23 protein-coding genes and 2 pseudogenes are annotated in these 25654 nt (G+C 67.5%); 15 read left to right on the top strand and 10 right to left on the bottom strand.

What is annotated here, in order from left to right; translation table 11 throughout:
* The first annotated feature begins 222 nt into the window (after positions 1 to 222).
* The 3 genes from C1707_RS21315 (at position 223) to C1707_RS21305 (ending at position 1298) form a co-directional block, all read left to right on the top strand.
* Positions 223 to 705 (top strand): Hsp20 family protein, encoded by a 483-nt coding sequence (locus C1707_RS21315; RefSeq protein ID WP_101714650.1) that lies wholly within the window; start codon positions 223 to 225, stop codon positions 703 to 705.
* A 10-nt stretch (positions 706 to 715) separates the two neighbouring features.
* Positions 716 to 979, top strand: a complete 264-nt coding sequence (locus tag C1707_RS21310) for a hypothetical protein (protein WP_101714651.1) — start codon at positions 716 to 718, stop codon at positions 977 to 979.
* A gap of 67 nt (positions 980 to 1046) precedes the next feature.
* On the top strand, positions 1047 to 1298 hold the full coding sequence (locus C1707_RS21305; RefSeq protein ID WP_101714830.1) for a DUF2188 domain-containing protein: 252 nt from the start codon (positions 1047 to 1049) through the stop codon (positions 1296 to 1298).
* Here C1707_RS21305 and C1707_RS21300 read toward each other — a convergent pair whose 3' ends face one another.
* The gene (locus C1707_RS21300; RefSeq protein WP_101714652.1) at positions 1299 to 1661 is read right to left on the bottom strand and encodes a CZB domain-containing protein; all 363 of its coding nucleotides are present in this window, start codon (positions 1659 to 1661) and stop codon (positions 1299 to 1301) included. It abuts the gene before it with no gap.
* 254 nt (positions 1662 to 1915) lie between these two features.
* Positions 1916 to 5266 carry a DEAD/DEAH box helicase gene (locus C1707_RS21295; protein ID WP_101714653.1) on the bottom strand — a complete coding sequence of 1117 codons (3351 nt, stop codon included), beginning with the start codon at positions 5264 to 5266 and terminating at the stop codon, positions 1916 to 1918.
* A gap of 156 nt (positions 5267 to 5422) precedes the next feature.
* Between C1707_RS21295 and C1707_RS21290 the strand changes: the two are divergent.
* The 6 genes and pseudogenes from C1707_RS21290 to C1707_RS26850 all read left to right on the top strand — a co-directional run bounded on the left by C1707_RS21290 (position 5423) and on the right by C1707_RS26850 (position 9962).
* Positions 5423 to 6639: pseudogene (locus tag C1707_RS21290) on the top strand (DUF2252 family protein).
* 141 nt (positions 6640 to 6780) lie between these two features.
* Complete coding sequence (locus C1707_RS21285) at positions 6781 to 6972, top strand: ComEA family DNA-binding protein (protein WP_101714654.1); 192 nt, start codon at positions 6781 to 6783, stop codon at positions 6970 to 6972.
* A gap of 156 nt (positions 6973 to 7128) precedes the next feature.
* Complete coding sequence (locus C1707_RS21280; protein WP_101714655.1) at positions 7129 to 7479, top strand: ElaB/YgaM/YqjD family protein; 351 nt, start codon at positions 7129 to 7131, stop codon at positions 7477 to 7479.
* A gap of 56 nt (positions 7480 to 7535) precedes the next feature.
* Positions 7536 to 8180, top strand: a complete 645-nt coding sequence (locus C1707_RS21275) for an OmpA family protein (protein ID WP_101714656.1) — start codon at positions 7536 to 7538, stop codon at positions 8178 to 8180.
* A 13-nt stretch (positions 8181 to 8193) separates the two neighbouring features.
* Entirely contained in the window at positions 8194 to 8763 is a 570-nt protein-coding gene (locus C1707_RS21270; RefSeq protein WP_101714657.1) for a hypothetical protein, read from the top strand.
* Positions 8764 to 8825: 62 nt separating this feature from the next.
* Positions 8826 to 9962 carry a YihY/virulence factor BrkB family protein gene (locus tag C1707_RS26850; protein ID WP_240633771.1) on the top strand — a complete coding sequence of 379 codons (1137 nt, stop codon included), beginning with the start codon at positions 8826 to 8828 and terminating at the stop codon, positions 9960 to 9962.
* A gap of 456 nt (positions 9963 to 10418) precedes the next feature.
* Here the strand turns inward: C1707_RS26850 and C1707_RS26845 are convergent.
* The 4 genes and pseudogenes from C1707_RS26845 to C1707_RS21245 all read right to left on the bottom strand — a co-directional run.
* Positions 10419 to 11054, bottom strand: a pseudogene (locus tag C1707_RS26845) (HWE histidine kinase domain-containing protein); the annotation flags it as partial.
* A gap of 74 nt (positions 11055 to 11128) precedes the next feature.
* Positions 11129 to 13399, bottom strand: a complete 2271-nt coding sequence (locus C1707_RS21255; RefSeq protein ID WP_101714660.1) for a xanthine dehydrogenase family protein molybdopterin-binding subunit — start codon at positions 13397 to 13399, stop codon at positions 11129 to 11131.
* A 1-nt stretch (position 13400) separates the two neighbouring features.
* The gene (locus C1707_RS21250) at positions 13401 to 14417 is read right to left on the bottom strand and encodes an FAD binding domain-containing protein (protein WP_101714661.1); all 1017 of its coding nucleotides are present in this window, start codon (positions 14415 to 14417) and stop codon (positions 13401 to 13403) included.
* Positions 14414 to 14932: a (2Fe-2S)-binding protein gene (locus tag C1707_RS21245; protein WP_101714662.1), complete on the bottom strand. Its 519-nt coding sequence runs from the start codon at positions 14930 to 14932 to the stop codon at positions 14414 to 14416. Before C1707_RS21245 ends, C1707_RS21250 begins: the two co-directional genes overlap by 4 nt.
* A 122-nt stretch (positions 14933 to 15054) precedes the next feature.
* Between C1707_RS21245 and C1707_RS21240 the strand changes: the two genes are divergently transcribed.
* A complete protein-coding gene (locus tag C1707_RS21240; RefSeq protein ID WP_101714663.1) occupies positions 15055 to 16158 on the top strand; it encodes a catalase family protein in 1104 nt (367 codons plus the stop codon).
* Here the strand turns inward: C1707_RS21240 and C1707_RS21235 are convergent.
* The 4 genes from C1707_RS21235 to C1707_RS21220 form a co-directional block, all read right to left on the bottom strand.
* On the bottom strand, positions 16151 to 18478 hold the full coding sequence (locus C1707_RS21235) for an FdhF/YdeP family oxidoreductase (protein WP_101714664.1): 2328 nt from the start codon (positions 18476 to 18478) through the stop codon (positions 16151 to 16153). The two genes, C1707_RS21240 and C1707_RS21235, sit on opposite strands and share 8 nt — an antisense overlap.
* A 157-nt stretch (positions 18479 to 18635) precedes the next feature.
* Complete coding sequence (locus C1707_RS21230; RefSeq protein WP_164467426.1) at positions 18636 to 19127, bottom strand: DUF1003 domain-containing protein; 492 nt, start codon at positions 19125 to 19127, stop codon at positions 18636 to 18638.
* 35 nt (positions 19128 to 19162) lie between these two features.
* Positions 19163 to 19645 carry a low affinity iron permease family protein gene (locus C1707_RS21225; protein ID WP_101714666.1) on the bottom strand — a complete coding sequence of 161 codons (483 nt, stop codon included), beginning with the start codon at positions 19643 to 19645 and terminating at the stop codon, positions 19163 to 19165.
* Positions 19645 to 20169, bottom strand: a complete 525-nt coding sequence (locus C1707_RS21220) for a hemerythrin domain-containing protein (protein WP_101714667.1) — start codon at positions 20167 to 20169, stop codon at positions 19645 to 19647. The genes C1707_RS21225 and C1707_RS21220 overlap by 1 nt, the downstream gene beginning before the upstream one ends.
* A 408-nt stretch (positions 20170 to 20577) precedes the next feature.
* On the opposite strand from C1707_RS21220, the gene C1707_RS21215 reads away from it, so the two are divergent.
* The 5 genes from C1707_RS21215 to ligD all read left to right on the top strand — a co-directional run bounded on the left by C1707_RS21215 (position 20578) and on the right by ligD (position 25646).
* Complete coding sequence (locus C1707_RS21215) at positions 20578 to 20781, top strand: hypothetical protein (protein ID WP_101714668.1); 204 nt, start codon at positions 20578 to 20580, stop codon at positions 20779 to 20781.
* 132 nt (positions 20782 to 20913) lie between these two features.
* On the top strand, positions 20914 to 21519 hold the full coding sequence (locus C1707_RS21210) for a DUF4142 domain-containing protein (protein ID WP_101714669.1): 606 nt from the start codon (positions 20914 to 20916) through the stop codon (positions 21517 to 21519).
* A 30-nt stretch (positions 21520 to 21549) separates the two neighbouring features.
* On the top strand, positions 21550 to 21963 hold the full coding sequence (locus C1707_RS21205; RefSeq protein WP_101714670.1) for a DUF3597 domain-containing protein: 414 nt from the start codon (positions 21550 to 21552) through the stop codon (positions 21961 to 21963).
* A 74-nt stretch (positions 21964 to 22037) separates the two neighbouring features.
* Positions 22038 to 22985 (top strand): alpha/beta fold hydrolase, encoded by a 948-nt coding sequence (locus C1707_RS21200; RefSeq protein WP_101714671.1) that lies wholly within the window; start codon positions 22038 to 22040, stop codon positions 22983 to 22985.
* A gap of 12 nt (positions 22986 to 22997) precedes the next feature.
* Positions 22998 to 25646: a DNA ligase D gene (gene ligD / locus C1707_RS21195; protein WP_101714672.1), complete on the top strand. Its 2649-nt coding sequence runs from the start codon at positions 22998 to 23000 to the stop codon at positions 25644 to 25646.
* The last annotated feature ends 8 nt before the right edge of the window (positions 25647 to 25654 follow it).

Here is a 25654-nt window from a genome sequence, read left to right as displayed (position 1 = left end):
AATTGCAACTAACGGCGGGCCAAGTCTTGAGCTTCGCACGGACTGCCGGCTGAGCCGGGCGGACGTTTTGCACAGGCCGTATTTTCCCGTGCGTGCGTCTTGACGTACCTCCCGGGCGCGCTAACTCATCACCTGCTGCCGGGCGCCGACAGGGCCTGGCCTTGGGGCGCAAAGCGCTTCGCTCGGCGCCCTCATGTCCAACTTGCTTTCGAGGAGATGGAAATGAGCACCACGTTTGATTTCACCCCGCTCTATAGCTCTATGATCGGTGTTGATCGCATGGCCGATCTCGTCGAGACCGCGCTCCGCGCGGAGGCGAGCGCCAGCTACCCCCCGTACGATATCGAGATGACCGGCGAGACCGCGTACCGCATTTCCCTGGCGGTCGCTGGCTTTGCGCCAACCGATCTCGAGGTCATCGCCGAGCCCAATCTCCTGATGATCAAAGGCAGGAAGGCGGCGAGTGAAGGGCAGGGCGCGCGAACGTTCCTGCACCAAGGCTTGGCCCAGCGATCGTTCGAGCGGAGGTTCGAACTGGCCGACTACGTAGTCGTCAAGCACGCCGCCCATGCCGACGGGGTCCTGACAATCGATCTCGCCCGTGAGATGCCTGAGGCCTTGAAGCCCAGGCAAATCCCCATTGGCACGGGCGCACGCCAGCAGGCCCTGCAGCTCCGGCCCGCGAAGACCCGCACGGCCGCCTGAGGGACACGCCATGCGTACGGACTCCAAAGGGACGGATCGAGCGCGTCCATGGCGTGTCCGGCCGGCGGTCGGCTTCCTCCATCCTCTGGAGGTGCTGAAGGACCAGGATCTCGATCCGGCTGAAAAGCGTGAAATCCTGGCGGCCTGGGCTTCCGACGCTAGCGCGGTCGAGCACCGGCCCAGTCAGAGATGGCTCTTGGGAACACCCGGGCCTGTGCCGCTCAGCGAGGTGATGTCCGCGCTGAGCCGCCTGGACCGCGACATGTTCTCTTGAGTTGGGGCGGGCGGCCGGCGCAGGCCGGCCGCCACTTCGCCCTGCTAGCTGTTTTTACGTTATGACCATGCCCTGTTTCATCTTTGTCGAGCCGTCTGATGACGGTTGGATCGTACGCGGTGACTTCCGTGACGGCCCCTTGATGTTCTCTACCGGCGCGCGCGCCGAGCAGGCCGCGCGTGAACTGGCCCATCGCCTGGCGGACGCCGGGGAGCCGGTCATTTTAGATATCAGGCTGCGCAATGGCGCGCGCGCCGGGCGCTTCTTATTTCCACCCCACGTGGCGGAGACGCAGGCGCCCTTGGCGCTGCGCGCCTAGCTAGGCGGCGAGCGTTCCGGCCGTCGCTCGCATGCGCCTTAGAGCGGCCGCCAGGTCGGCAAGGGCCATGGCGAACGGCGACCCAGAGCGAAGCGATCTCTGGGCCTCCGCCCATTGCCCGCGATTGATCTGGTCGGCGACAAGACCTGCCTGCTGATGGAAGGCGCGATGGTTTTCCAGCAAGCCGAGAAAGGCGTGGTTGCCGGCCCAAAGCCTGGCCCCGTCGCCGTGAATCCAGCAGCCGATGGGGCAAACGCGATCCGATCGAAGGACTGCCGGATCGACGGCGCGGCGCTCATTGACGGCTGCGACGAGCGCTTCGCGAATCTGATGGTGTTGGTTTGCGTGTTCCTGAAAATCCATGGCCAAACCTCTCGGCTCAATCCAATGGCGGGGTTCTCGCGCAGGATGGTTTCCGGTTGGTTTTTTGCCGAATGGTCATCCACAGCTTTGATGGTCTGGCCCCAATCCCCGCGCCCCACATCTTTCAGAACGTCACGCATTTCCGGGCCGGAACGTGCAGTTACTGAAGACGTCTCAACGGCATCGACTGGCGCAAGCCGTTTCAGCCGGAAAGGGCTAGGCCTGCCGCGCGGCCCCAGGCTTAAGCCCGTAGCTTACCGGCCCGCGGCGAGGGCGGACACCAGCCGCTCGACCAGTGTGCGGCCCGTCGTGTCGTCTTCGCTCGGCGAGGCTACGATGATCCGGCCGCCGTCGACGCTGACCTCGGGCACGACACGCGTCAATCGCTTGGCCGCCTCCGCCGCCACCTTCGGCGGGACGACCAGCACCACGCCCTTGGGACCGGCGCGCACTTCGACGACCCCCGCGGCGCGTGCCAGGGCTGTCAGTCTCGCCTTGGCCAGGAGGATACCCACGGCGTCGGGCGGAGAGCCGAAGCGGTCTTCCAGCTCTTCTTCGAAGGCGTCGATGGCGGCGGGATCGTCGATCCGAGCCAGCCGCGCGTAGAGACCGATCCGAACCACGGGGTCGGGAACATAGTCGGGCGGAAGGCTTCCAATTTCTCCAAGCACCAGGTTGGGCGTCTGGGCGTCGGCGTCTGCCTCGCCTCGCGCCACGGCGACGGCTCGAGCCAGCAGGCGTTGATAGAGCGACGCGCCGATCATCTTGACGTGACCGGCCTGATCTTCGCCCACGAGATCGCCCCCGCCGCGCAGATCAAGGTCCCGCGCGCTGATCGCCAGGCCCGAGCCCAGCCGGTCGAACGCCTCCAGGGTCGACAGGCGTGCGCGTGTCGCCTCCGAAAGCTCGCTGTCGGGATCGGTCAGCAGGCAGGCCACGCCCTGGATCCGGCCGCGGCCGACGCGCCCGCGCAACTGGTGCAGCTGGGAGAGCCCGAACCGATCCGGCCGCCAGACGATCATGGTGTTGGCGCGCGGCACGTCCAAGCCGCTCTCGATGATATTGGTCGCCAGCAGGACGTCGCCGTCGCCGTCGGCGAAACCGACCATCACCGCGTCCATGGCGTCGGACGCCACGTCGCCGTGCGCGACACGCACCGAAAGCTCCGGAACGACCTTGGCCAGGCGCTCGCCGATCGGGCCAACGTCGTCGATGCGTGGGACGACCAGGAAGCTCTGACCGCCCCGGCGCTTTTCTCGCATCAAGGCCGTGCGCAGGCTGGCCGCGTCGAACGGCGCCACGAAGGTCCGGACCGGCCGACGACGGGCGGGCGGGCTGGCGATCACGCTGACGTCCTGGATCCCGACCATGGCCGCCTGCAGCGTGCGGGGAATCGGCGTGGCCGTCAGGGTGAGAACGTGACCGTCGGCGCACAAGCCGCGAAGCTGGGCTTTCAAGGCTGCGCCGAACTTCTGCTCTTCGTCGATGATCAGCAGCGCCAGGTCATCGAAGGCCATATCCTTGCCCGCCAGGGCCTGGGTGCCGACCACGATCTTGATCTCGCCGCTGTCAAGACCTTGGCGCACGGCTCGGGCCTCGGCTGGCGTGACCAGCCGCGAGAGGTGCGCGACGCCGATCCCCGTGCCTTGGAAGCGGCGCCTGAAGGTCTCGACGTGCTGGCGGGCCAGGACGGTCGTCGGCGCGGCGAGCGCGACCTGGCGGCCGCTCAGGGCCACGGCCGCGGCCGCGCGCAGGGCCACCTCGGTCTTGCCGTAGCCGACGTCGCCGCAGACCAGTCGGTCCATCGGGCGCCCAGAGGCGAGGTCGCCCAGCACGGCCTCGATCGCCGCCGCCTGGTCCGGCGTCTCCGGGTAGGCGAAGCGCGCGGCGAAGCGGGCGTAGGCGACCTTCGGCGGGACGATCGGTTCGCAGGTCCGCGCCTGGCGCTCGGTCGCGAGAGCCACGAGCCGGCGGGCGGCGTCGTCGACGTGTCGGCTGACCTCGGCCCGGCGACGCGCCCAGGCCTCGCCCTTGAGCCGATCGAGCGTTACCCCAGCGGCCTCGCCGCCGTAGCGCCAGATCCGGCCGATCTCCTCGACAGGGGCGAGCAGGTTGTCGCCGCCGTAATATTCTAGATGCAGCACGTCGCGCGCCACCCCCTCGATCTCGACGGTCGACAGGTCGCGCAGGACGCCGACGCCATGGTCCTCGTGCAGCACCACGTCGCCGATCCGCAGGTCGGGTTCGAGGACGAGATCGGTCGCCGAGGACGCGCGCGAGGCCATCCGGCCGCCGAGGACGTCCGCTGCGGCGACGACCGCCAGGGCGGCGTCGGGATCGACGAAGCCGGCCTCAAGATCGGCCTCCAGGCTGGATACCGCGCCGGGTTCAGCCGACCGGGCAGCATACCAGCCATCGGCGGGCTGGGGCTTCAGGTCGAGGCCGCGGGCCAAGGCCTTGGTCAGAGGCCGAAGTTCGTGGCGCAGGCCCGTGAGCACGACCCGGCGGCCGGCCGCTTGCTGAGCCTCGACGAAGTCGCTGAACGCCCGTCCCGGGCTGCGGCCGCCGGCGAAGCTGGCGACGGCCTCGACGCCGTCGAGCGGCAGGGCCAGCGCCTTCCACCTCTTGATCGCGGCCCGCAGGTCGTCGCCCAGCAGATAGAGAGCCGCGGGCGGGGAGGGCGTCGGCTCCGCCTTGCCGCCCAACGCCAGGTGAGCGGCGTGGGCGTCCAGCACGTGGTCTTCAACCTCGGGGAGCCGGTCCGGAGCCTTGGGATCCACGGAGAGTTTCGCGTCGGGCAGAAGGTCGAAGAGGCTTGTCAGGTCGTCGTAGTGGTCTGCGAGGCCGTGCTCGACGCCCGGCGGGCGCTGCGGCCAGGTCTCCGGCGGCTCTTCGGGCGCGGCCGCTTCGGGCAGGATCCACTCGCTGGCCGGGCCCAACGAGACGCTGTCGACCTCGATTTCGGAGCGCTGGGTCAGCGGATCATAGATCCGGATCTCGGCGATGACCCCGGTCTCCTCGACAACGATGCGTGCGGGTTTGGCCGCGTCAGGCGGGAACACATCGACGACCTCGCCGAGCAGGGCGATCTCACCCGGCTCGTCGATGCGTTCGTCGGTCACGTAGCCGGTCCGCGCGGCGAAGCGCGCCAGGGCGTCGCGGTCGAGCGGATCGCCGGTCCGCAGCGTCATGACGGCCTCCGCCACGACGTGACCAGGCGGCAGGCGTTGGACCAGCGCCTCGGGCGAGGTCACGACAATCGCGCCGGCCCGTGCCCCGTCCGCCAGGCTGGCGACGACCCGCGCGCGCCGACCCATCACGTCGCGCGACGGCGACGCCCGGTCGTAGGGCAGGCAGTCCCATGGAGGCAGGACCAGAACGGGCCGCTCGGCTGCGAAGGCGGTCAGGGCGCGGCCGATCTCGTCAGCACGCCGGTCGCTGGAGGCCAGGTGGACGACGACGCCCGTCGCCGGGGTCGCCGCCAGGGCTGCGGCCACCGCGGCCGCAGGCGGTTGACTGCTGGGCGTCCGGCGCGGCGACGCGGCCGCACCGGGCGTCAGGGTCTCGCCGACCGGGGAGGTGGGTGAAAGCTCAGACTGGCTCATCGAAAACTCGTGTGGCGACGTCAGCAAACTCCCACCGCGACGCGCGGTTGCGGCCGGCGCCCTTAAGACGCGGTCGGGGGCGGGATGGCGTTCGGAACGGCCCGGCGTGCGCGCCGTTGTGGGTAGCGGCGACAGACGGCGAAGGTTCGGGGCGCGATGCACAATAAGGGTTCGGGCAAGGAGCGAAGGGCGCCTCGTCCCTCGGAGCGCGGACCGATCCTGACCCGAACACGAAACCTCAAGATGGCCCGTTCGGCCCACGCCTATGTCCGCGGCAACACGGTGCGGTTCTACGAGTGGCTGGACGCCAGCGGCGGCCGACTGCCCGCCGGGCCATCGATCTGGATCTGCGGCGATTGCCATCTTGGCAACCTCGGGCCGCTGGCCGATGCGAGGGCCGTGTCGACATCCAGATCCGCGACCTCGACCAGACGGTGATTGGCAACCCGGCCCATGACCTCATCCGGCTGGGCCTGTCGCTGGCGTCGGCCGCGCGGGGCTCGGACCTGCCCGGCGTCGTCACGGCCCGGATGATCGAGGGTCTGATCGAGGGCTATGAAGCAGCGCTGGCCGAGGACTTCGAAGCCAAATCGCGTCATCCGCCCATGATCGGCGCTGTCCTGAACCAGGCAGCCAAGCGCAGCTGGAAACACCTCGCCGCCGAGCGTTTGCAGGGCGCCGAGCCTAGGATCACCCTTGGCAAGCGCTTCTGGCCGGTCGGCAGGGCTGAACGCCGCGCGCTTGAAGAGCTGTGTCTCAGCCAGCCCGTCCACGGCCTGGTGACCAGCCTCAAGTCGCGCGATTCCGGCGCGGACCTGCGCCTGCTGGACGCGGCCTACTGGATGAAAGGCTGCAGTTCGCTGGGCCGCCTGCGCTACGCCGTGCTGATGGCGGTCGAAAGCGACGACGGCGAGACCGACATCTGCTTCATCGACATAAAGGAAGCGATCAAAGCCGCCGCCCCTCGCGATCCCGAGGCCTTGATGCCGCGCGACAACGCCGAGCGCGTGGTCGCCGGGGCGCGAGCCTTGTCGCCCAACCTCGGCGAACGCATGGCCGCCTGCCGGCTCCTGGGCAAGTCGGTGATTGTGCGGGAACTGATGCCGCAGGACATGAAGATCGAGCTCACCGGCCTGACCCCCGACGAGGCGATGGCCTCGGCCCAGTCGCTGGCCCGCGTTGTCGGCGACGCGCACGGCCGACAGATGGACGAAGCCACCCGCCGCACCTGGTTGGACGAACTGGCGCGCAATCGCACCGGTGGCCTGGATGCCCCATCCTGGCTGTGGAGCAGCGTCGTCGAGCTGACCGCCGCCCACGAGGCGGCTTATCTCGAGCACTGCCGACGCTACGCGCTGGGCCTGAGCTTATGACCTTTCGCTCGCGCGACCATGTTGGAACGGGGGGCGGCTCTGTGGCGGCGCGCCGACGCCGAGGTCGAATGGGGGATCGGTGAACCGTGCGGCAAGATGCGCGGTTTAGTCATCCCGCCTCCACAACAAAGCCTCTCTCACATGATCGATCTCAATACCGCCACGGCCCAGGATTTAGATGCCGTCACCCTCTTGAAAGGCCATGGTTTCGAGATCGTGCGGTATCGGGAGGAGCGAGGCCGCTTCACCGCCCTGCGCCAGCTCGATGAAGTCCCAGGCTTGGCCGGAAAGACCGACGGCGTGGAGGACCACGTCCAGGTTTATGGCGAATAGCAGATCTGTCCTTGTTCGCCTTCCATTTATTGGAAAGCTGACCGACGGCAAAACAGGCCGGCTCGCGCCGGCCAATTTGGAGGGCAGGGAACGTCGAGCGAAAACAGGGGTTTGGAGCGTGCGGCCAAGGCGCCGCCCATTTGAAGGATCGCTCCCATGACCGACATCGCCCCTGAAACCGCTACAGTCAAATCCAGCGCCGCGACGGCCGCCTCTCGCGTGAAATCCGCAGCCGCGCCGGCGCTCGGCGTCGCCGCCAGTTCCGCTCACGACGCCTATGACGCGTTGAAAGAAGCCGCCGGCGAAGCCTTCGGCGAGACCAAGACCCAGGTCGAACGCCTGTCGGGCAGAGCTGCCGAACGTTTCGAAGCCGCGCGCGGCGACCTGGAGGCGTTCGTACAACTGCGCCCCGCGCGCGCGATCGGCATCGCCGCCGCCGTCGGCCTGCTGGTCGGCCTCCTGATGCGTGGTCGCAGCCAGACCATCTACGTGCGCGATCGCCGCTGATCCTCGCCCCCGGGGTCACAGGTCGGCCAAGCCGCGACAATCTCAAAGGACACGCGATGAGCGATCCCCATGGCGCCGACGGTGCGCCGCCCAATCACATTCATATCGAGAAGAAGAAGGTGGGCTGGCTACCGTGGCTGATTGGGCTCGTGGCGCTCCTGGCGCTATTGTTCCTCCTCAGCCGATGCGGCCACGACAACACCGTCGCGCCGCCGACGGCGCGGGTCGCTGACCAACCGGCTACGCCGCCGGTCGCGGTTGAGGAGATCGCGCTGCCCAATGGCAAGACCGTCGCGCTGCAACGCGAAACCCTGAACTATGAGCTCCAGAAGTACCTGGCCTCGGATGCGCCGACGCCGCGCACCTTCACCTTTGACAAACTGAACTTCGACTCGGCCTCCTCGGCCATTCGCCCCGTCGACGAGCCAACGCTCGTCGCCCTGGCGCGGATCCTCGACGCCTACCCCAAGGCCAAGGTTCGCGTCGAAGGCTACGCCGATGCGCGCGGCTCGCAGGTGGACAACCTCAAGCTCGGCGCAGATCGCGCGGCCGCCGTGGCGTCCGCGCTCGTGGCCAAGGGCGTCGACAGCGGCCGCATAGCCACTGCCGCCGGCGGCGAAACCCGCCCGGTCGACACCAACGCCACCGAGCAAGGCCGGTCCGAGAACCGCCGCGCCGACCTCATCGTCACCGCCAAATAATCGGAGCACGACCATGTCCCACACCATCACGGCTCTGTTCGATGACCGCTCAGACGCCGACGCCGGGCTGGATCGCCTGATCGCCGCCGGGTTCGACGCCGGCGACATCCATGTCCACGACAAGACGTCCGACGGCTTTGATCAAGCCGGTTACTCAAGCCAGGCCAAGCCGGGCCTTTGGGCGAGGATCAAGAACGCCTTCCTGCCCGACGAAGATCGCCATGTCTACGAGGAGGGTGTGCGCCGCGGCGGCCACCTGCTGACGGCGGATGTCGCCGACGATCGCGTCGCCGACGCCGTCGCGGCGCTTGAGGGCGCCAAGACCGTCGACATCGGCGCGCGTACCGAGCAATGGCGCCAGGATGGCTGGGCGTACGCGCCCGGTTCGAGCGGCGACATCGTCACGCCGAACGAGGAAGACGTCCTGGTCTACGGCGTGCGCTCCAGTGACTACGACCGCGCCGGCGTGCGCAGTTACGTCACCGATCGACCGGTCGAGGAAACGCTTCGTCTGCGCCAGGATCGGCTTGACCGGCTCGCGGCGGGACAGGAGCCCACAGAAGACCGCACGACGCAGGCTTAGTCCGCAGGCGGCCCCGACCACCCGGCCGGAGCTGTTTTTCCCCTCTCACTCAGGCGGTGGGCGTGCAATCAGAGACCAAACTTACGAGCGCCCTAAGACGCGCCGGCGATGTGGCGATCGGCTTTGCCGCAGGCATGGCGGCGGCTGAAGTGGCGCGTCAGGCCATTCCGCGCCTGGGTCGCGGATCAGCGTCGGGCCAGCGCGCGGTTGAAGGGCCAGGTGACGGCGAGATCTCGCCGGTCAATCTCGCCGAAGCCGAGCAACCCGGCCACGGCCGTCGCGCTGAGCGGCCGGGTCAAATTCCCGCGCGCGGCTGGAAGGACATCCTGCTGCGCACCTTCAAGGAGTTCGGCGAGGATCAGATCCCCCTGATCGCCGCGGGCTGCACCTTCTACACGCTTCTAGCGCTCTTCCCCGCCATCGGCGCGTTTGTGGCGCTTTACGGGCTTTTCGCCGATGTCTCAGATGCTCAACGCCACATTCAGGCCATGGCGGCCATCCTACCGGGCGGCGCGATTACGCTGATCGGCGACCAGATGGTCCGCGCGGCCGCAGCCCGCGAAGGAGGACTCTCTTTGGCCTTCGTCTTTGGGCTGCTCGTCGCCCTCTGGAGCGCAAATGGCGCGATGAAAGCGCTCATCTCCGGCCTCAACATCGCCTATGAGGAGCACGAAAAGCGCGGCGTCATCGGCAAGATCCTGGTCCCACTGGCCTTCACGGTCGGCGGGCTGACCTTCGCACTGGCGGCGATCGCGCTGGCTGCGTTCGGCGCCGGCGTCGACGAGCGGTGGGGCCAGCAAGCCGGCCTGGTCTATTCGATCGTCTATTGGCCTTGCCTGTTTTTGTCCTTGTCCGTCGGCATGACCCTGCTCTACCGCTATGGTCCAAGCCGCAGTCTCGTGCGATGGCGTTGGATCACCTGGGGCAGCGGTATCGCCGCAGTCTCCTGGTTGGCGATGTCGGCGGGCTTCAGCTTCTACGTCGCCAATTTCGGTCACTACGACAAGACCTACGGAGCGCTCGGCGCGGCGATAGGCTTCATGACCTGGACCTGGCTTTCGAGCATGGTCTTCCTTCTAGGCGCGGAGCTCAATTCCGAGATCGAACACCAGACCGCCCGCGATACGACGACGGGCGCGCCGCAGCCGATTGGAACGCGTGGCGCGGTCATGGCCGACACGGTGGGCAAAGCGCAGTAACGCACGCCTGTCGTATGTCCTGGGCCCTGCGCGCGTAGCGGTTTCTGCTTCCGGCGCAGTCAGGCCTGAATTCAGGCCTGGACGCCGAGGTTTTGCCCAACGCGGAGCGGCTTGTCGGCCTCGCCCGCCGGCTAGCGGCGTAACGATGACGCACCGTACGCCTTCGGGCGGGAATTCGAGTCTGGCTTGGCCACCGCCATCATGGAACGCGCGGGCGATCATGCGGCTTCCGAAGCCTTGTTGGGCTGGCGCGGAGACCGACGGGCCATGGCGTTCCTGCCAAAGGAAGGTCAGGTGACGAGCGCCGCACTGATCGTGCGCCAGGTTCCATGAGACGGCCACCTGTCCTGCAGACGTCGACAAGGCGCCGTACTTGATGGCGTTCGTCGCCAGCTCATGCACGATCAGAGACATGGAAACCGCCTGCTGCGAGCCCAGGCGGACTTCGGGGCCGTCCATGGTGACCAACGCGCCTCCAGAACGATGCGGGGCGAGGGCTTGGCGAACGATCACGGCGAGATCCGCGCCCGCCCAGTTTTGTTCGACCAGGACGTCGTGGGCCTGGGAGACAGCGATGATGCGGTCAACCAGGCTGCGGCGGGCCTGATCGTCGCCCGAGCGCGTGCGCAATGTCTGCTCGGCGATGGATTGGATGACAGCCAGGGTGTTCTTGATGCGATGATTGAGCTCGTTCAGCAGGAGGATCCGTTGGTCCTCCGCCAACTTGGCGGGTGTTTCATCGCGCAGGATTTTTAGGAGACCCTTGGAGCCGGGGGTCTCTATGGCCATGGTAACGCCATTGGCCCAGAAGCGCTCTCCGGATCGGCGAAGATGCCAGCGCGTGTCTTCGGCCCGGCCTAGGACCAAGGCCCTCTCAAGCTCGGTCTTGTCCGATCCTGCCTCTCTGTCCGACGCGGTGAACAGGGTCGCGAAATTCATCCCGACGGCCTCGGCGTGCGTATAGCCTAGAACATTTTCGGCGCCCTTGCTCCAGCGCGTGATCTGGCCCTCGCCATCCATTGTGAAGATGGCGTAGTCGCGGGCGTTCTCCACAATCAGTCGGGCCAGCTCGTAGTCGTTGGAATCCAGCATCAACCCGCTCCGTGAAGTGGGTCAACGCCTTGGCGTGGCTTTGGATCACGCCGTCTCATTGGCCAAGCGTTGACCTAGCAGGCGCCCGGGTTCTCGCTGCCCGGCGACGAAACCATAAGCTTGTCGATCGTGATCGGTAGATCGCGAACGCGCTTGCCAGTGGCGTGGAACACCGCGTTGCTGATCGCCGCAGCCACGCCCACGATGCCGATCTCGCCCACGCCCTTGACGCCTAGCGGGCTGGCCTTGGGGTCCTGCTCCTCGACGAAGATCACCTCGATCTCTTCGACGTCGGCGTTGGTTGGAATGTGGTATTCGGCGAAGTTGTGGTTCATCAGCCGGCCCAGGCGATGATCGGTCAGCGCCTCCTCGTGCAGGGCCTGGCTAAGGCCCATGACCACACCGCCCAGGATCTGACTGCGGGCGGTCTTGGGATTGAGGATGCGGCCTGCGGCGATCGCGCTGACGACCCGCGTGACGCGGATGACGCCCAGCTCCTCATCGACCCGAACCTCGGCAAAGACGGCCGAGTGCGTGTAGCTGATGTGCTTGAGCATTCCGATCATATCCATCACCGCCGTACCCGTCGCGGCCAGGCTGGCCATGTCGGCAGCGGCCAGCAGACCGGCCAGGGCAATGGCGCCGGTCGGCAGGCCGGGGTGAATGAGCAAGCCCTGATCGAAACGGGCTTGGTCCGCCTTCAGGTGGCGAACGCCCTCTTGCTTGCGCGCCGCCTTCAACAATGCGGCTTTCAGCCTGTCACAGGCCTTTTGGACGGCCGCGCCGGTGCTGGCCGCCATCCACGAGCCGCCTTCGACGGGATTGAAGGGCAGGGTGGAGTCGCCGAGCCGGACGGTGACGCGTTCCGGCGGCAGTCCGAAGGCCTCGCCTGCGATCTGGGCCAGGATCGTATAGGTGCCCGTGCCGATGTCGCTGGCGGCGGCCGCCACCTCCAGGCCGCCATCGGCGCTCAAGGTGACGCGCGCGCGCGTCGGGGTCGGGGCCATGCGCGCGTCCCAGACGCCGCCGGCCATCCCCCAGCCGATCAGCTCGTGGTCCTCGCGCATCGACCCTGGCGCCATGCTGCGCCGCGACCAGCCGAAGGCGGCCGCGCCTTGCTCGTAGCAGGCCTCAAGCGCCTTGCTGGTGATGGGCTTGTCGAGGTTCTGATCGTGGTCGACGAAGTTGCGGCGGCGAAGCTCCAGGGGGTCGATGCCTGCCGCATAGGCCAGCTCGTCCATGGCGCATTCCAGCGCGAACTGGCCCGTGGCCGCGCCGGGCGCGCGCATGTCGGACGGTGTGCAGGTGTCGACCTTGGCCAGCTCGTAAGTCAGGTGGGCGCTGGGGCAGGCATAGGCCATGCCCGACCAATTGACAGTGACGTCCTGGTGATCCTCGAAAGGCGAGGTGGCGCAGACGGCGTGGTGACGCACGGCGGTCAGCCGGCCCGCCTCGTCGCAGGCCAGGGCCAGATCCTGGGCGGCGTCGGGCCGGTAGCACAGGCTGAACATCTGCTGGCGGGTCAACATCAGCCGCACCGAGCGTCTAAGGGCCTTGGCCGCAAGGGTCGCCAGGAACGCCGAATGCTGTGGCCGCAAACCCGAGCCGAAGGCGCCGCCGACATAGGTGTTGACCACCCGGACGTTCTTGAGCTTGAAGCCCAAGGATTGCTTCAGATAGAGCTGAACGTTCTGCGAGCCTTGCGTCTTGTCATAGACGGTGATCTTGCCCTCGCCCTCCCACGCCACGGTGGTGGCGAACATTTCCATGGGATTGTGATGCTCGGCGACGCTCTTCCAGGTCTGGGCGATCTTGAAGGTCGACTGGGCTGTCGCGGCCTCGACATCGCCACGTGGCTTGGGCGGGCGGGCGATGGCGATACGCGGCAGAGAGGGTTTGTAGGACTGGTCCAGGACTGCGGAGAAGTCGGTCTGGTGGGGCTCTCGTTCGTAGGTCACCCTGACCAGGGCGGCGCCGTCGCGAGCCGCTTCATAGGTCTCGCCGACCACGACCGCGATCGGCTGGGCGTCGAAATGGACCTTGTCGTCGAACAGGGGCTTGAACGGACCGCCGGGCGGTCCGACCGTGTCCTTGTAAGCATAGCGTAGCTGCGCCACATGCGGCCGGTTGTCGTGGGTGATCACCGAGACCACGCCGGTCAGGGCCAGGGCGGCCGAAGCATCGATGGCGACGATGCGGCCCTTGGCGATGGTGGAGTCCACGACGACGGCATGGAGAAGATCCGGCACGGCATATTCGGCGGCGTAATGGGCCGTTCCGCTCACCTTGAGCGGGCCGTCGACGCGGCTGATCGGCTGACCTGTGCGGGCGACCTGTGCGCTCATACTAGTTCACCCGCTTGACCGATTGCGACTGCGGGGTCCCCGCCGCCGCCTGAGCGAGGGCGCGGACAATAGCCCGGCGCGCCAGGTCGATCTTGAAATCGTTGTGCCCCTGGCCGACGGCGCCGGCCAGAATCTGATCGGCGGCCGCCTGGAAGCTCGCGCGATCAGGGATTTTACCAACCAGCGAAGCCTCGCCGTGTCGATCGCGCCAGGGCTTATGGGCAAGGCCGCCCAGAGCCAGCCTTACCTCCGCGATGCAGCCCCGCTCAATCTTGAGGGCGGCGGCCACCGATACCAGCGCGAAGGCGTAGGACAGGCGGTCGCGCAGTTTCAGATAGGTGTAGTGAGGACCAAAGTCGTCCGGCGGCAGATCGACCGAGGTGATGACTTCGCCCGGCTGCAACGTGGTGTCGATATGAGGGCTGTCGCCTGGCAGGCGGTGGAAGTCCTCGAAGGCGATGACACGGGGGCCTTGCGGGCCTTCGACATTGATCCGGGCGTCCAGCGCCGCCATGGCGACGCACATGTCCGAGGGGTGAACGGCGATGCACTGCTCGCTGGCCCCGAGCACGGCGTGGATCCGATTGACACCCCCGATCGCTGGGCACCCTGACCCGGGCTCGCGCTTGTTGCAGGCCACGCCGGGGTCGTAAAAATAGTAGCACCGGGTGCGCTGAAGCAGGTTGCCGCCCGTGGTGGCGGCATTGCGCAGCTGGCCGGACGCGCCGGCCAGGATCGCGCTGGCCAGCAATGGATAGCGGGCCTTGACGCGCGGATCGTAAGCGGTGTCAGCGTTGGTCGCCAGTGCGCCCAGCCGCAGGCCGCCGTCCGCGCGCTCCTCGATGGCGTCGAGTGGCAGCCGGGTGATGTCGACGACCCGCGAGGGCTTGGCCACGTCATACTTCATCAGATCGACGAGATTGGTGCCGCCGGCGATCACCTTGGCGCCTGGATCGGCGCTCAGGGCCGCAATGGCCTCGTCGAGGGTGGCGGCGCGGAGGTAGTCGAAGCGGTTCACGCCGCATCCTCCCGGCCGCAGGCCGCAGCGGCCCGCTCCATCACATCGACGATGGCGTCGGTGATGTTGGTGTAGGCCCCGCAACGGCAGAGATTGCCGCTCATCAGCTCGCGGACCTCGTCGCGGGTTTTGGCTTGGCCTTCGGCGATCAGGCCCAGGGCCGAGCAGATCTGACCGGGCGTGCAATAGCCGCATTGGAAAGCGTCGTGCTCGACGAAAGCTTGCTGCAGGGGGTGCAGGTCGCCGGGCGCGCCCACCCCTTCGATCGTGGTTACGGCGCTGCCATGCTTGGTGACGGCCAGCACCAGGCAGGAATTGATGCGCTTGTCGTCGATCAGAACGGTGCACGCGCCGCACTGGCCATGGTCGCAGCCCTTCTTGGAACCGGTCAGGCCCAGTTGCTCGCGAAGGAGATCCAGGAGCGTGACCCACGGGTCGACGCGCAACTCATAGGCCCGGCCATTGATAGTGATCGCCACCGGCACGGCGGCGGGGTGAAGGTCGGCCGTCATCATGTCCCCTGCGCCGCGCGACGTGGCGGTAGGCCAACAACCCCTGGCAGGGTCGGCGGTTGCACGAGAACGGAACGGTTGTTTGAGCCAGGGGTTGGCTTGGCGCCATCACCCGGAGCCGCGCCATGCTGTTTGATCCTCCTGTTCACCCGCTCGCCTACGCGCCCTCGATCGAGGAGCCCGAAAAAGACGAAGCCGAGACGACGCAGGGGCTGATCGAGCAGATGCGAAAGATCGCCGAGATCACCTACGAAGATGGCGGCCATGCCCTGCGGGGCGTTCACGCCAAGACCCATGGCATTGTTCGTGGACAACTGGTGGTGCCTCAGGGCCTGCCGTCGGTCCTGGCCCAGGGGCTGTTTGCCGAGGCCGGCAGTCATGACGTCGTGATGCGGTTTTCAACCGCGCCGGGCGACATCCTGGACGACAGCGTGTCGACGCCGCGCGGGCTGGCCATCAAGGTGTTCGGCGCACAAGGCCCGCGGCTTCCGGGGTCCGAGGGGGCCTCAACGCAGGACTTCGTGCTCGTCAACGGCAAGGCGTTCAGCACGCCGAAGGCCAAGATGTTCCTGGCCAATGTCAAGCTCCTGGCGGCCACGACCGACAAGGCCGAAGGGCTCAAAAAGGTGCTTTCGGCGGCCCTCCGCGGGGCCGAAACCGTGGTGGAAGCCGCCGGTGGCCAAAGCGCGACCCTGAAGTCGCTCGGGGGACATCCGCTGACCCACATCCTGGGCGAAAGTTTCTTCAGCCAGGCGCCGATCCGCTTTGGCGACTACGTGGCCAAGATCGGCGTGCGGCCGATCGCGCCGGCGCTGACCGCTTTGACGGATGCTCCGGTAGACCTGAAGGCAAGGCCGGATGGCCTGCGCGAAGCGGTCAGCGCCTTTTTCGCGGCCAATGGCGGCGAGTGGGAGGTCGTGGTCCAGCTGCGCACCGACGCCGAGGCGATGCCGATCGAGGACAGCCACACGCCTTGGCCCGAGGACAAGAGCCCCTACCTGCCGGTGGCGCGGCTGGTCGTCGGGCCCCAGGCCAGCTGGGACGCGGCGCGCACGCCCAGGATCAATGACGCGCTGGCCTTCAGTCCCTGGCATGGCCTGGCCGCTCACCAGCCGCTCGGCTCGATCATGCGGGTTCGCAAGGCCGTCTACGAGGCCTCGCAGGAATTTCGGCTCACGCGCACCGGCTGCCCGCTGCACGAGCCGGCGGCGGCCGACGAGGTCAGCTAGCTGGTGCGCCAGGGGATGGCGGATCGGGCACGATCCGCACCGGCACGCTCTTGGAGGCGGGCGTCTTGCTGCCTTGGGCATGGTGGTCCAGGGGAACGAGCACATTGCATTCGGGATAGTAGGTTCCCAGGCAGCCGCTCGGGACGTCGTAGGCGGTGATGCGAAGTCCGCCCAGCCGGCGCTCGACGCCGTCCTGCGCCACGGTCTGCAGCGCGGCGCGCTGGCCCTCCGCCAGGCCAAGACGCATCATGTCCTTACGGTTGATGAAGAGCACATCGCGGCCTCCGCTGACGCCCCGGAAGCGGTCGTCGAAGCCGTAGACGGTGGTGTTGAACTGGTCGTTCGAGCGCAGGGTCATCAGTCGGAAGACGTCCTGGGCATCGGCAAAGCCCGTCGCCGATAGGCTGCTGGGCTGGATGAAATTGGCCTTTCCGCCCGGAGCCTCGGTGAAGTCGCGCTGCCTGGCCTTGTTGGGGCGGTGGAAGCCTCCAGCCTGGCGGAACCGGGCGTTGAAGCCCTTGAACCATTGGGGATAGGTGGCCTCGATCGCATCGCGGACGAGCGCGTAGTCGCCAAGCCAGGCGTCCCAGTCGACTTTGGGATTGGGGGCCAGGGCGGCCTTGGCGATGCCGGCCACGATCGCGGACTCCGACAACAAGTACGGGCTGGCAGGCGTGCGGTCTCCGAAAGAGGCGTGAATGCAGCTGGAGCTGTCCTCCACCGAAACTGTCTGCGGGCCGGTGGCCTGGTCGTCGCGCTCGATTCGGCTGAGGCAGGGCAGGAGATAGGCGATCTGGCCGCAGATCAGGTGGCTGCGATTGAGCTTGGTGGCGATCTGCACGGTGAGGGCCTGCCGGCGCCAGGCGGCCTCGATGCGCGGGCTGTCGGGCACGGCCCGCAGAAAGTTGCCGCCGAGACCGACATAACCGGTCATCTCGCCGCGCAGAAGCGCCTCACAGGCCTCTACAGTGTTCCAACCCTTCTGGCGCGGCGGCTCGAAGCCATACTGCGCCTTGAGGATGTCCAGCGGGGCCAGCTCGGGCTTCTCGGTGACGCCCACGGTCCTTTGGCCCTGAACATTGGAGTGGCCGCGCACCGGGCAGGGCCCCGTGCCTGGCCGGCCAATATTGCCCCGCAGGAGCAGCAGGTTGCAGACCATGTTGACGTTCTGCACGCCCAGCACGTGCTGGGTCAGGCCCATGCCGTAGACGACGATGGCGGCCGGGGCGGATGCGTAGGTCCGCGCCGCCGTCTCGATCTGGCTGCGGGCCAGCCCCGACTCGCGCTCGATGTCGGGCCAGGCGGCGTCGCGGCAGAAGCTGGCTAAGGCTTCGAACCCCTGGGTGTGCTCGGCGATGAAGCCGTGGTCGAGGAGGGGCAGGGCGCCGTCGCGCGCCGCCTGGGCGTCGGCTTCGATCAGCCATTTGCAAAGGCCCGTCAGCACGGCCAGGTCGCCGCCGGCCCTGAGCTGGTGGTATTGCTCGCTGATGCGGGTCTGGTCGCCAGTCAGCATCTGGAACGGCGACTGCGGGTTCTTGAAGCGCTGTAAACCCGGCTCTTTCAGCGGATTGAAGGTCACGATCCGCGCGCCGCGCCGAGCGGCCTCCTGCAGATCGTGCAGCAGCCGCGGGCTGTTGGAGCCGACGTTCTGGCCGAAGAAGAAGATCGCGTCGGCCGCGGCGAAATCTTCCAGCAGCACCGTGCCGACCGGCGAGCCGACGCTCTGCTTGAGGCCCACCGAGGTCGACTCATGGCACATGTTGGAGCTGTCGGGCAGGTTCTGGCTGCCATAGAGACGCGCCATCAGCGCCCACATGTAGGAGGTCTCGAGGCTGGCTCGACCGGAGGCGTAGAAGGTCACCTTGGTCGGGTCTAACGACTTCAGGCTCGCGCCGATCGCCGCGAAGGCGTCGGCCCAGGCGCAAGGCACATAGCGGTCGGCGGCGGCGTCGTAGCGCATCGGATGGGTGAGGCGCCCAGCCTGCTCCAGGTCATAGTCGCTCCAGTCCAGCAGTTCGCGGACGGTGTGGCGCGCGAAGAAGTCCGGCGTGCAGCGCTTGGACGTCAGGTCCCAGGCGGTGGCCTTGGCGCCGTTCTCGCAGAACTCGGCGGGGTGAGGCTTTGCGGGCTTGGGCCAGGCGCAACTGACGCAGGCAAACCCATCGGCTTTGTTCTGCCGCAGGAGTTGGCGTCCGGTTTCGATCGCGGGGACGGACTGCGCCACCGCGACCTTGGCCAGCCCTATCAACGATCCGTAACCGCCAGCAGGCCCGTCGTAGGATTTGGTTCTGGCGCGGCGAGGCTTGGACGGATCACGCATTCGGCAGCCCCCGTGTGGACATGTGGAAACACTTGAACCGCGCTGGCGTTCGGTCTTGGCCGACGATCTCGTGCCTGGAAGCGCCCGACGAGCGCGGTTGGCGGCCACGAGCCTTCGGCGGCATAGTCCGCGCAAGCTTTGTCGCCGCCGTCGTCAGCTAATCGTCCTTGCGATCGATCGAGGCGGCCATGGCTTCGGGGTCCGCCGGTTTGGCCATGTCGCTCGTCTCCGCGTCGATTCGATCGGCGACGCCGGGCTCGTCGCGACGGAGCGCTTCGAGCAGTTCGATGATCTTGGCGCTCCGCCGGTCCGCCAGGAGCGCCACCTCCAAGGTCAGCTGGGCGCGGCGATCGGCGAGTTGATCCTCTCGCCGCTGGGTGACCAGGATCAGGATCGACACCACGAGCGCCGCCAAGGTTGCGGTTAACTCAAGCCACACGAAGGCGGGCTGATCGACCCGTCCGCCCCCGCGTACGGCGGCGAAAAGCGTCCAGGCGCCGATGACGCCCAGCAGGATCAACGGGGCCATCGGACGCCCAAGGGCCAGAGTGATCTTGTCGATCGCGCGTTGGAGCGGCGTCGCCTTGCCGTCGTGGTCGCGGTGGAGTTTCACGACGGAGTCGACGGTCTCCTCGACGTGCCGGGACATGGGTCCGGCTTGTTCTTCCTCGAGGCAAGGCGCGTTCATGACCGTTTGGCCTTGGCGCCACTGCGGCTCTCGGCAGAACTCTTGGAGGGCGACTTTGCCGAGCGCGGCTTGGATTTGGTCTTTTGCCGCGATGTCCGTTCGGCGTGGGCCCGAGCGGCGATCTTGGCGCTGCGCTCGGCGTCCCGCTGGCAACGGGCGTGCAGAGCTTCCAGCTCCTTATCGGTGAGCTTCTCGATCCCCATGAACTCATCCATCGCATCGGAGGCGCGGATCAGTTCATCCAGCTTGGTCTGCAAGGCGACACCGTCGCGGTTCTGGGTGTTCTGGATCAGGAACACCATCAGGAAGGTGACGATCGTCGTGCCGGTGTTGATCACCAGCTGCCAAGTCTCGGAGAACTTGAAGACCGGCCCGCTGATGGCCCAAAGCAGGACCGCCGCGACGCACAGGAGAAAGGCGACGGGACTGCCCGTCGCCTTGGCCGTGGCGTTCGCGAACCTGGCGAAGAGCTTGTCCATCAGTGCTGCGCGAGCGTCGTGCCTTCCAGGGTCGGGGTCTCGGGCACGGGCAGCCCGCCGGCCTTGTAGTTGGCGATCAGCTGCGCCTTCTCGGCCGCCATCTGCTCGCCCAGGGCGTCCATATCGAGACCGGCCTTGCGGGCCTGGCTGAACATGCCCTCGACGCGCTGCTCCTCCTCCTGGACGTGGTGCTCGATCATCTCGGAGAGCACCTTGACCTTGGCGTCGTAGAATTCGTCGTCGGGCCCGCCAGCCTCGATCTCGGCGATCAGCACCTTGGCGCCGTCGTGCTCGACATAAGCCTCCTTGAGCAGATCGTCTTCCACCTTGCCCTCGCAGGCCGGGTAGAAGATGTCCTCCTCGATCTTGGTGTGGACCGTCAGCTCCATGCAGATCTGTTCGGCCAGCGCCTTTTTCCTGCCGTCACCCTTGGCCGCCTCGAACTTGGCGAAAAGCTCCTCGACCTTGCGATGATCGGCCTTCAGCAGCGCGATAGCGTCGAGTTTGGGGGCGGCGGTGGCCATGGCGTCATCTCCGTGAATATAGCCAGACAAGCTGTCACCACGGCAACGGTAGGAAAAAGCGGTCGTTCCCTGGTCGCCTATATTTGCAAGATGTTCGCAACATGGCCGCGTAACCTGGGTAGGGTTGCAAGGGAGGAGCGATCCATCATGACTTGCGGGTGAGGGCCGCTCGGTCACCTGCAGGAATGCGCAGAGGTTTCGCGCACAGTTGGCTCGAAGGCTTCAGTCGCCGCCGTCGCCAAGCCGTTGGCGCGGCATTGCCTATGCAGCGGCCTCCCACGCCATGCGTGGCTCGGCGATCTGCGCGCCGCGTTTTCGACCGGTCGGCGGGCGTAAGCGGTCAAGCGCGCTGGTGCTCTAGACGGGCCCCGCCTTGCCGCCGCTCGGAAAGGGGCCTTAGCTGTGCCGATGAAGACGCGCAATCCTTTGGACGAGGTCGACTGGGACGAAGCGGCCGGCCATCTCGTCGGCGCCTTCCCGGGCGCGTCGCTGGCCGAGATCGTCGCCCGAGCCGAGGCTGCCGCCGTCACGCTCGACGGCTGGGGCAAGACGCATGAGGCGGAGTCGATGCGGCGCGCCGCGGCCCATGTCCGCAGGCGGATGATAAACTGAGCCCTTGCAGGCTGTCCGAGGCTTCGTCGCGACGTGCGCGACCGCCCGGGACGAGGTCGCGCCTATGGGGGAGGGGAACGGCGCGGCTTGGCCCCCGTTGTGGAGGTCATCGCAACCCGGAGACGCCGACCCATGGCCCGACACACCCTGCTGGCCGCCGCCGCTATGGCCGCTCTTTCCCTGGCCGCCTGCCAGAAGAAAGACGCCGAACCCAAGCCCGCCGATCCGGGCACCAGCAACGCCGCCGTCAACGCCGCCCAGGATGCGACCTCCACTGCCGTCGGGACCGCCGCGGCCGTCGCCGGGCCGGCCTCCACCGACGCCTTCGTCAGCAACGCCGTGATCAGCGACCTCTACGAGATCGAGGCCGGCCAGATCGCTCAGACCAAGGGCCAGTCGGCTGAGGTCAAGGCGTTCGGCAAGCAGATGGTCACCGACCACACCGCGCTCTCCAATGCCCTCAAGCCGCTGATCATCAAGGCCGGCAAGACCGCACCGACCGGTCTGGACGAGCGGCGCAAGGGTTTGATCGACAACCTCAACGCCGCCGCGCCCGCCGATTTCGACAAGGTCTACCTGAACCAGCAGCAAGCCGCCCACAATGAAGCCCTGACCCTGATGCAGGGCTACGCCGACAAGGGCGACGACGCGGGCCTGAAGGCCGGCGCGGCCAAGGCCGTCCCCAAGATCAAGGCCCACCTGGATCACGTCCAGGGCCTCGCCGACGGCGCGCACTGACCCCTTCAACAAAAAGACAAGGAGCGGCCGATGGGTCTTTTCTCCAGGATCGTCGATAAGATCTTCCACCACGACAAGCCCGCGGCGACCCCGGCCCAGCCGGCGCCCGCAGCTCCAACGGCGCAGGCGCCGATCACGCCCCAGGCGCCCCAGCCGACACCTCAGCCGGCGGCGTCGCCCCCCGCGCCCGTGGATGTCGAGGCGGTGCTGACCTCGATGGCCGACATCCAGGGCGGCGGCGGTAATTGGCGCACCTCGATCGTCGACCTCCTGAAGCTGCTGCAGCTCGACTCCAGCCTGGAGGCGCGCAAGGGCCTGGCCGAAGAGTTGGGCGTCCATGTCCGCGAGGCCGGCAGCGCCGAACAGAACATCGCCCTGCATAAGGCGGTGATGAAGAAGCTCGCCGAGAACGGGGGCCAGGTCCCCGCGAGCCTCTACCAGTGACCGGGTCCGTCGGCCTTGCAGGCAAGCGAGGCCGACGGCGCAGGCCTCGGCGCCGGTCGGTTTGGCGGTGAGCCATGATCACCGAAGGCCTGGCGCCGTCTCTGCTCGCGCGGCTGGGCGAGCCCTATGAGCGCAGAGCCGTCCACGTGGACGGCGGCGAAATCGCCTATGCGCAGGCAGGCGAGGGCGAACACGCCGTCGTCCTGATCCACGGGACGCTGACGTCGCTGGACGACATGCTGCTGCCGTTGACCGACCATCTTCCAGGCCGCCGCTTGATCGCCCTGGATCGCCCTGGCCTTGGGACGAGCCAGCGCCAGGGGCTCGGCCAGGCGGGCATCCTGCGCCAGGCGCGAATCCTCAACCAGGCTCTGGCGCATTTGGACGTCGGCAAGGCGGTCCTTGTCGGCCATTCCTTCGGCGCGGCCGTCGCCCTGGCCATGGCCCTGGAGGAACCCGAGCGCTTTGCCGGCCTTGTCGCGCTCTCGCCGCTGGTGGTTCCCGAATGGCGCCTGGAACATCTGCTGTTTGGACCGCGCGGCGCGCCGATCTTTGGCGGGTGGCTGGCCGGCTGGTCGCATGAGGGCCTCGATGCGGCGCTGCTGCCGCTACTGTGGCGGGCGATGTTCTTGCCTCAGCCCATGCCAAAAGCGGTCGAGCGATGTTTTCCCTTCGCGATGGCCGGCGAGGCGGGCGCCACGCGACGGGTGGGCGAGGATTGCCTGGCGGCGGGGCCCGATCTGCTGGCGCTTCTGGCCAGGGCGCCCGGCCTTGCGATCCCGATGCACGTCCTCTGCGGCTCCGCTGACGTCGTCGCCAATCCGCTCGTCCATGGCGCCCTTTTGGCCCGTCTGGCCCCGCGGGCGAACTTCGACCTTCTGCCGGGCGTGGGCCACATGGTCCATCACGCCGCACCAGACGCCGTCGCGCGGGCGGTCGGGGGGCTGGCGTCGGGGAGGCCAGGGGTCTCGCGGGCGAGCGACATGGGATCACCCCGACCGGCTTGGTCGTTAGGCTCCTGAAAGGAGCCGCCAATGGCCGCCGCTAAACTCGCCAAGTATCAGGAGATGCGCGACTTTTCCCGCACGGCCGAGCCGTCGGGCAATAAGAAGGTCTTGCCCTCCAAGGCCCTGCGCTTCGTGATCCAGAAGCACGCGGCCTCGCACCTGCATTTCGACCTGCGGCTCGAGTACGACGGCACGTTCAAGTCCTGGGCCGTCCCCAAGGGGCCTTCGCTCGATCCGGCCGATCGGCGCCTGGCCATGGAGGTGGAGGACCATCCGCTCGACTACGGCGACTTCGAAGGGACGATCCCCAAGGGCCAGTACGGCGGCGGCACGGTGATGCTGTGGGACCGTGGCTACTGGGCGCCCGAAAAGGGCTTCGAAAAGATCGGCGCGGCCTTGGCCAAGGGCGAACTGAAGTTCGTCATGGAAGGCGGGCGCATGCACGGCTCCTGGGTCATCGTGCGCACCAAGCGCGACAGCAAGGGCCGGGCCAGCTGGATGCTGATCAAGCATCGCGACGAGGCCGCCGAGGTCGGCAATCCCAACGGTCCTAGCGACGACGACCGGTCGATCGCCTCGGGTCGCAACCTGGCCGAGATCACCAACGGCAAGGGCAGGGCGGCCACCCCCTTCATGACCGGCGCGGGAACCGAGGCCGGCGCGGTCTGGCAGAGCGATCGCGACGACAGCGCCCCGGCCGGCTTGATCGCGCCTGCGAAGGCCGGCAAGGCCGTCAAGGCCAGGCGCGTCGAGACCCTGCCGGACTTCGTCGAGCCCCAGCTCACCAAGCCCGTGGACAAGCCGCCCAACGGGCCGGGCTGGGCTCACGAGATCAAGTTCGACGGCTATCGCATGCAACTGCGCACGGTCGGTGGGCAGGCGACCTTGCGCACCCGCAAGGGGCTGGACTGGTCGGCCAAGTTTCCGGAAATCACCGCCGCTGGGGCCATGCTGGGCGACGTCATTATCGACGGCGAGATCGTCGCCCTGGACGAGACCGGCGCGCCCGACTTCGCCGCCCTTCAGGCGGCGATCTCGTCGGGCGACACCAAGGCTCTGGTCTTCTTCGTATTCGACATGCTGTTCGAGGCGGGCGAGGACCTGCGCGATCTGCCGCTCGCCGAACGCAAGGATCGCCTCGCCGCCCATGTCGATGCCTCCGGTCCGACCTTGCGCTATGTCGATCACTTCATCACCGGCGGGGACGCGGTCCTGCTGTCGGCCTGCCGCATGGACCTGGAGGGCATCGTCTCCAAGCGTCTGGACGCGCCCTATCGCTCGGGCCGAGGCGAGGCCTGGACCAAGTCGAAGTGCCGGGCCGGCCACGAGGTGGTGATCGGCGGCTATACGACGACCAACGGCGCTTTCCGCTCACTGATCGCCGGAGTGTTCCGCGAGGGCGAACTCGTCCATGTCGGCCGGATCGGCACCGGGTTCGGGCGCGACAAGGTCGCCGTCATCCTGCCTCGGCTGAAGGCGCTGGAGACCAAGACCTCGCCCTTCGTGGGCAAGGAGGGACCCAGTCGCGCGGGACGCCAGGGCGAGGTTCATTGGGTGCGGCCAGAACTAGTCGCCGAGATCGAATACGAGGGCTTCACGGCCGATGGCCAACTACGCCAGGCCGCCTTCAAGGGCCTGCGTGAGGACAAGCCGGCCGCCGAGGTCGAGACCATCGAGCCGGCGCCGGCGATCACCCCCCTGGCCGAGCCGAAGGCGCAGAAGGCAAAGCCCGCCATTGGAACGGTCAAGGTGGGCGCGGCCAGCGTCACGCCGCGGGGCTCGGCTGTTGTCATGGGCCAGACCATCTCCAACGCCGGCAAGACGCTGTGGCCGGACGCCGGCGACGACCGGCCGGTCACCAAGCTGGAGCTGGCGCGATATTACGAGGCGGTCGGCGGGTGGATGATTGAGCACCTCCGCGGCCGGCCTTGCTCGATGATCCGCATGCCCGACGGCATCGAGGGTCAGCAGAAGTTCTTTCAGCGTCACACCGGCCAGGGACAGTCTTCGCTGATTTCGGAGGTCACCGTCTGGGGCGACCGCAAGCCCTATCTGCAGTTCGACAGCGTCGAAGCCCTCGTCGCCGCCGCCCAGGTCGGGGCCTTGGAACTGCACCCCTGGAATAGCGAACCCTTCCTGCCCGAGCAGCCGGGGCGGCTGGTCTTCGACCTTGATCCGGCGCCGGACGTGCCGTTCGAATGGGTGATAGAGGGCGCGCGGGAGGTGCGCGATCGCTTGCAGGACCTGGGGCTGACGGCCTTCTGCAAGACCACCGGCGGCAAGGGCCTGCACGTGGTCACGCCGCTCTTGGCCGAAGGGCTCAACTGGGACATCGCCAAGGCCTTCGCCCGGGATGTCTGCAAGGCCATGGCCGCCGACGATCCCGATCGCTACCTGATCGTGATGAGTAAGGCCAAGCGGACCGGGAAGATCTTCCTGGACTACCTGCGCAACGACCGCATGGCCACCGCGGTCGCGCCCCTCTCTCCGCGAGGCCGTCCCGGCGCGCCGGTGTCGATGCCGATCGCCTGGACCCAGGTGAAGAAGGGCCTTGATCCGGCCAAGTTCACGCTGCGCACCGTCCCGGGCTTGCTGCCCAAGCTGACGGCGTGGGACGACTATTGCGACGGAGAACGCCCGCTCGAGACCGCCATCGCGCGGCTCGGCAAGGTCTGAGCTGGCCG

Source organism: Caulobacter flavus, assembly GCF_003722335.1.
GTDB classification, from domain to species: Bacteria; Pseudomonadota; Alphaproteobacteria; order Caulobacterales; family Caulobacteraceae; genus Caulobacter; species Caulobacter flavus.
This window is presented reverse-complemented; position numbering and strand designations above follow the sequence as displayed.

What these genes read in the sequence shown, in the direction of transcription:
- C1707_RS21315 (WP_101714650.1), top strand. Translation starts at nt 223, where the DNA reads ATGAGCACCACGTTTGATTTCACCCCGCTCTATAGCTCTATGATCGGT.
- C1707_RS21310 (WP_101714651.1), top strand. Translation starts at nt 716, where the DNA reads ATGCGTACGGACTCCAAAGGGACGGATCGAGCGCGTCCATGGCGTGTC.
- C1707_RS21305 (WP_101714830.1), top strand. Translation starts at nt 1,047, where the DNA reads ATGCCCTGTTTCATCTTTGTCGAGCCGTCTGATGACGGTTGGATCGTA.
- C1707_RS21300 (WP_101714652.1), bottom strand. Translation starts at nt 1,661, where the DNA reads ATGGATTTTCAGGAACACGCAAACCAACACCATCAGATTCGCGAAGCG.
- C1707_RS21295 (WP_101714653.1), bottom strand. Translation starts at nt 5,266, where the DNA reads ATGAGCCAGTCTGAGCTTTCACCCACCTCCCCGGTCGGCGAGACCCTG.
- C1707_RS21285 (WP_101714654.1), top strand. Translation starts at nt 6,781, where the DNA reads ATGATCGATCTCAATACCGCCACGGCCCAGGATTTAGATGCCGTCACC.
- C1707_RS21280 (WP_101714655.1), top strand. Translation starts at nt 7,129, where the DNA reads ATGACCGACATCGCCCCTGAAACCGCTACAGTCAAATCCAGCGCCGCG.
- C1707_RS21275 (WP_101714656.1), top strand. Translation starts at nt 7,536, where the DNA reads ATGAGCGATCCCCATGGCGCCGACGGTGCGCCGCCCAATCACATTCAT.
- C1707_RS21270 (WP_101714657.1), top strand. Translation starts at nt 8,194, where the DNA reads ATGTCCCACACCATCACGGCTCTGTTCGATGACCGCTCAGACGCCGAC.
- C1707_RS21255 (WP_101714660.1), bottom strand. Translation starts at nt 13,399, where the DNA reads ATGAGCGCACAGGTCGCCCGCACAGGTCAGCCGATCAGCCGCGTCGAC.
- C1707_RS21245 (WP_101714662.1), bottom strand. Translation starts at nt 14,932, where the DNA reads ATGATGACGGCCGACCTTCACCCCGCCGCCGTGCCGGTGGCGATCACT.
- C1707_RS21240 (WP_101714663.1), top strand. Translation starts at nt 15,055, where the DNA reads ATGCTGTTTGATCCTCCTGTTCACCCGCTCGCCTACGCGCCCTCGATC.
- C1707_RS21235 (WP_101714664.1), bottom strand. Translation starts at nt 18,478, where the DNA reads ATGCGTGATCCGTCCAAGCCTCGCCGCGCCAGAACCAAATCCTACGAC.
- C1707_RS21230 (WP_164467426.1), bottom strand. Translation starts at nt 19,127, where the DNA reads ATGTCCCGGCACGTCGAGGAGACCGTCGACTCCGTCGTGAAACTCCAC.
- C1707_RS21225 (WP_101714666.1), bottom strand. Translation starts at nt 19,645, where the DNA reads ATGGACAAGCTCTTCGCCAGGTTCGCGAACGCCACGGCCAAGGCGACG.
- C1707_RS21220 (WP_101714667.1), bottom strand. Translation starts at nt 20,169, where the DNA reads ATGGCCACCGCCGCCCCCAAACTCGACGCTATCGCGCTGCTGAAGGCC.
- C1707_RS21215 (WP_101714668.1), top strand. Translation starts at nt 20,578, where the DNA reads ATGAAGACGCGCAATCCTTTGGACGAGGTCGACTGGGACGAAGCGGCC.
- C1707_RS21210 (WP_101714669.1), top strand. Translation starts at nt 20,914, where the DNA reads ATGGCCCGACACACCCTGCTGGCCGCCGCCGCTATGGCCGCTCTTTCC.
- C1707_RS21205 (WP_101714670.1), top strand. Translation starts at nt 21,550, where the DNA reads ATGGGTCTTTTCTCCAGGATCGTCGATAAGATCTTCCACCACGACAAG.
- C1707_RS21200 (WP_101714671.1), top strand. Translation starts at nt 22,038, where the DNA reads ATGATCACCGAAGGCCTGGCGCCGTCTCTGCTCGCGCGGCTGGGCGAG.
- ligD (WP_101714672.1), top strand. Translation starts at nt 22,998, where the DNA reads ATGGCCGCCGCTAAACTCGCCAAGTATCAGGAGATGCGCGACTTTTCC.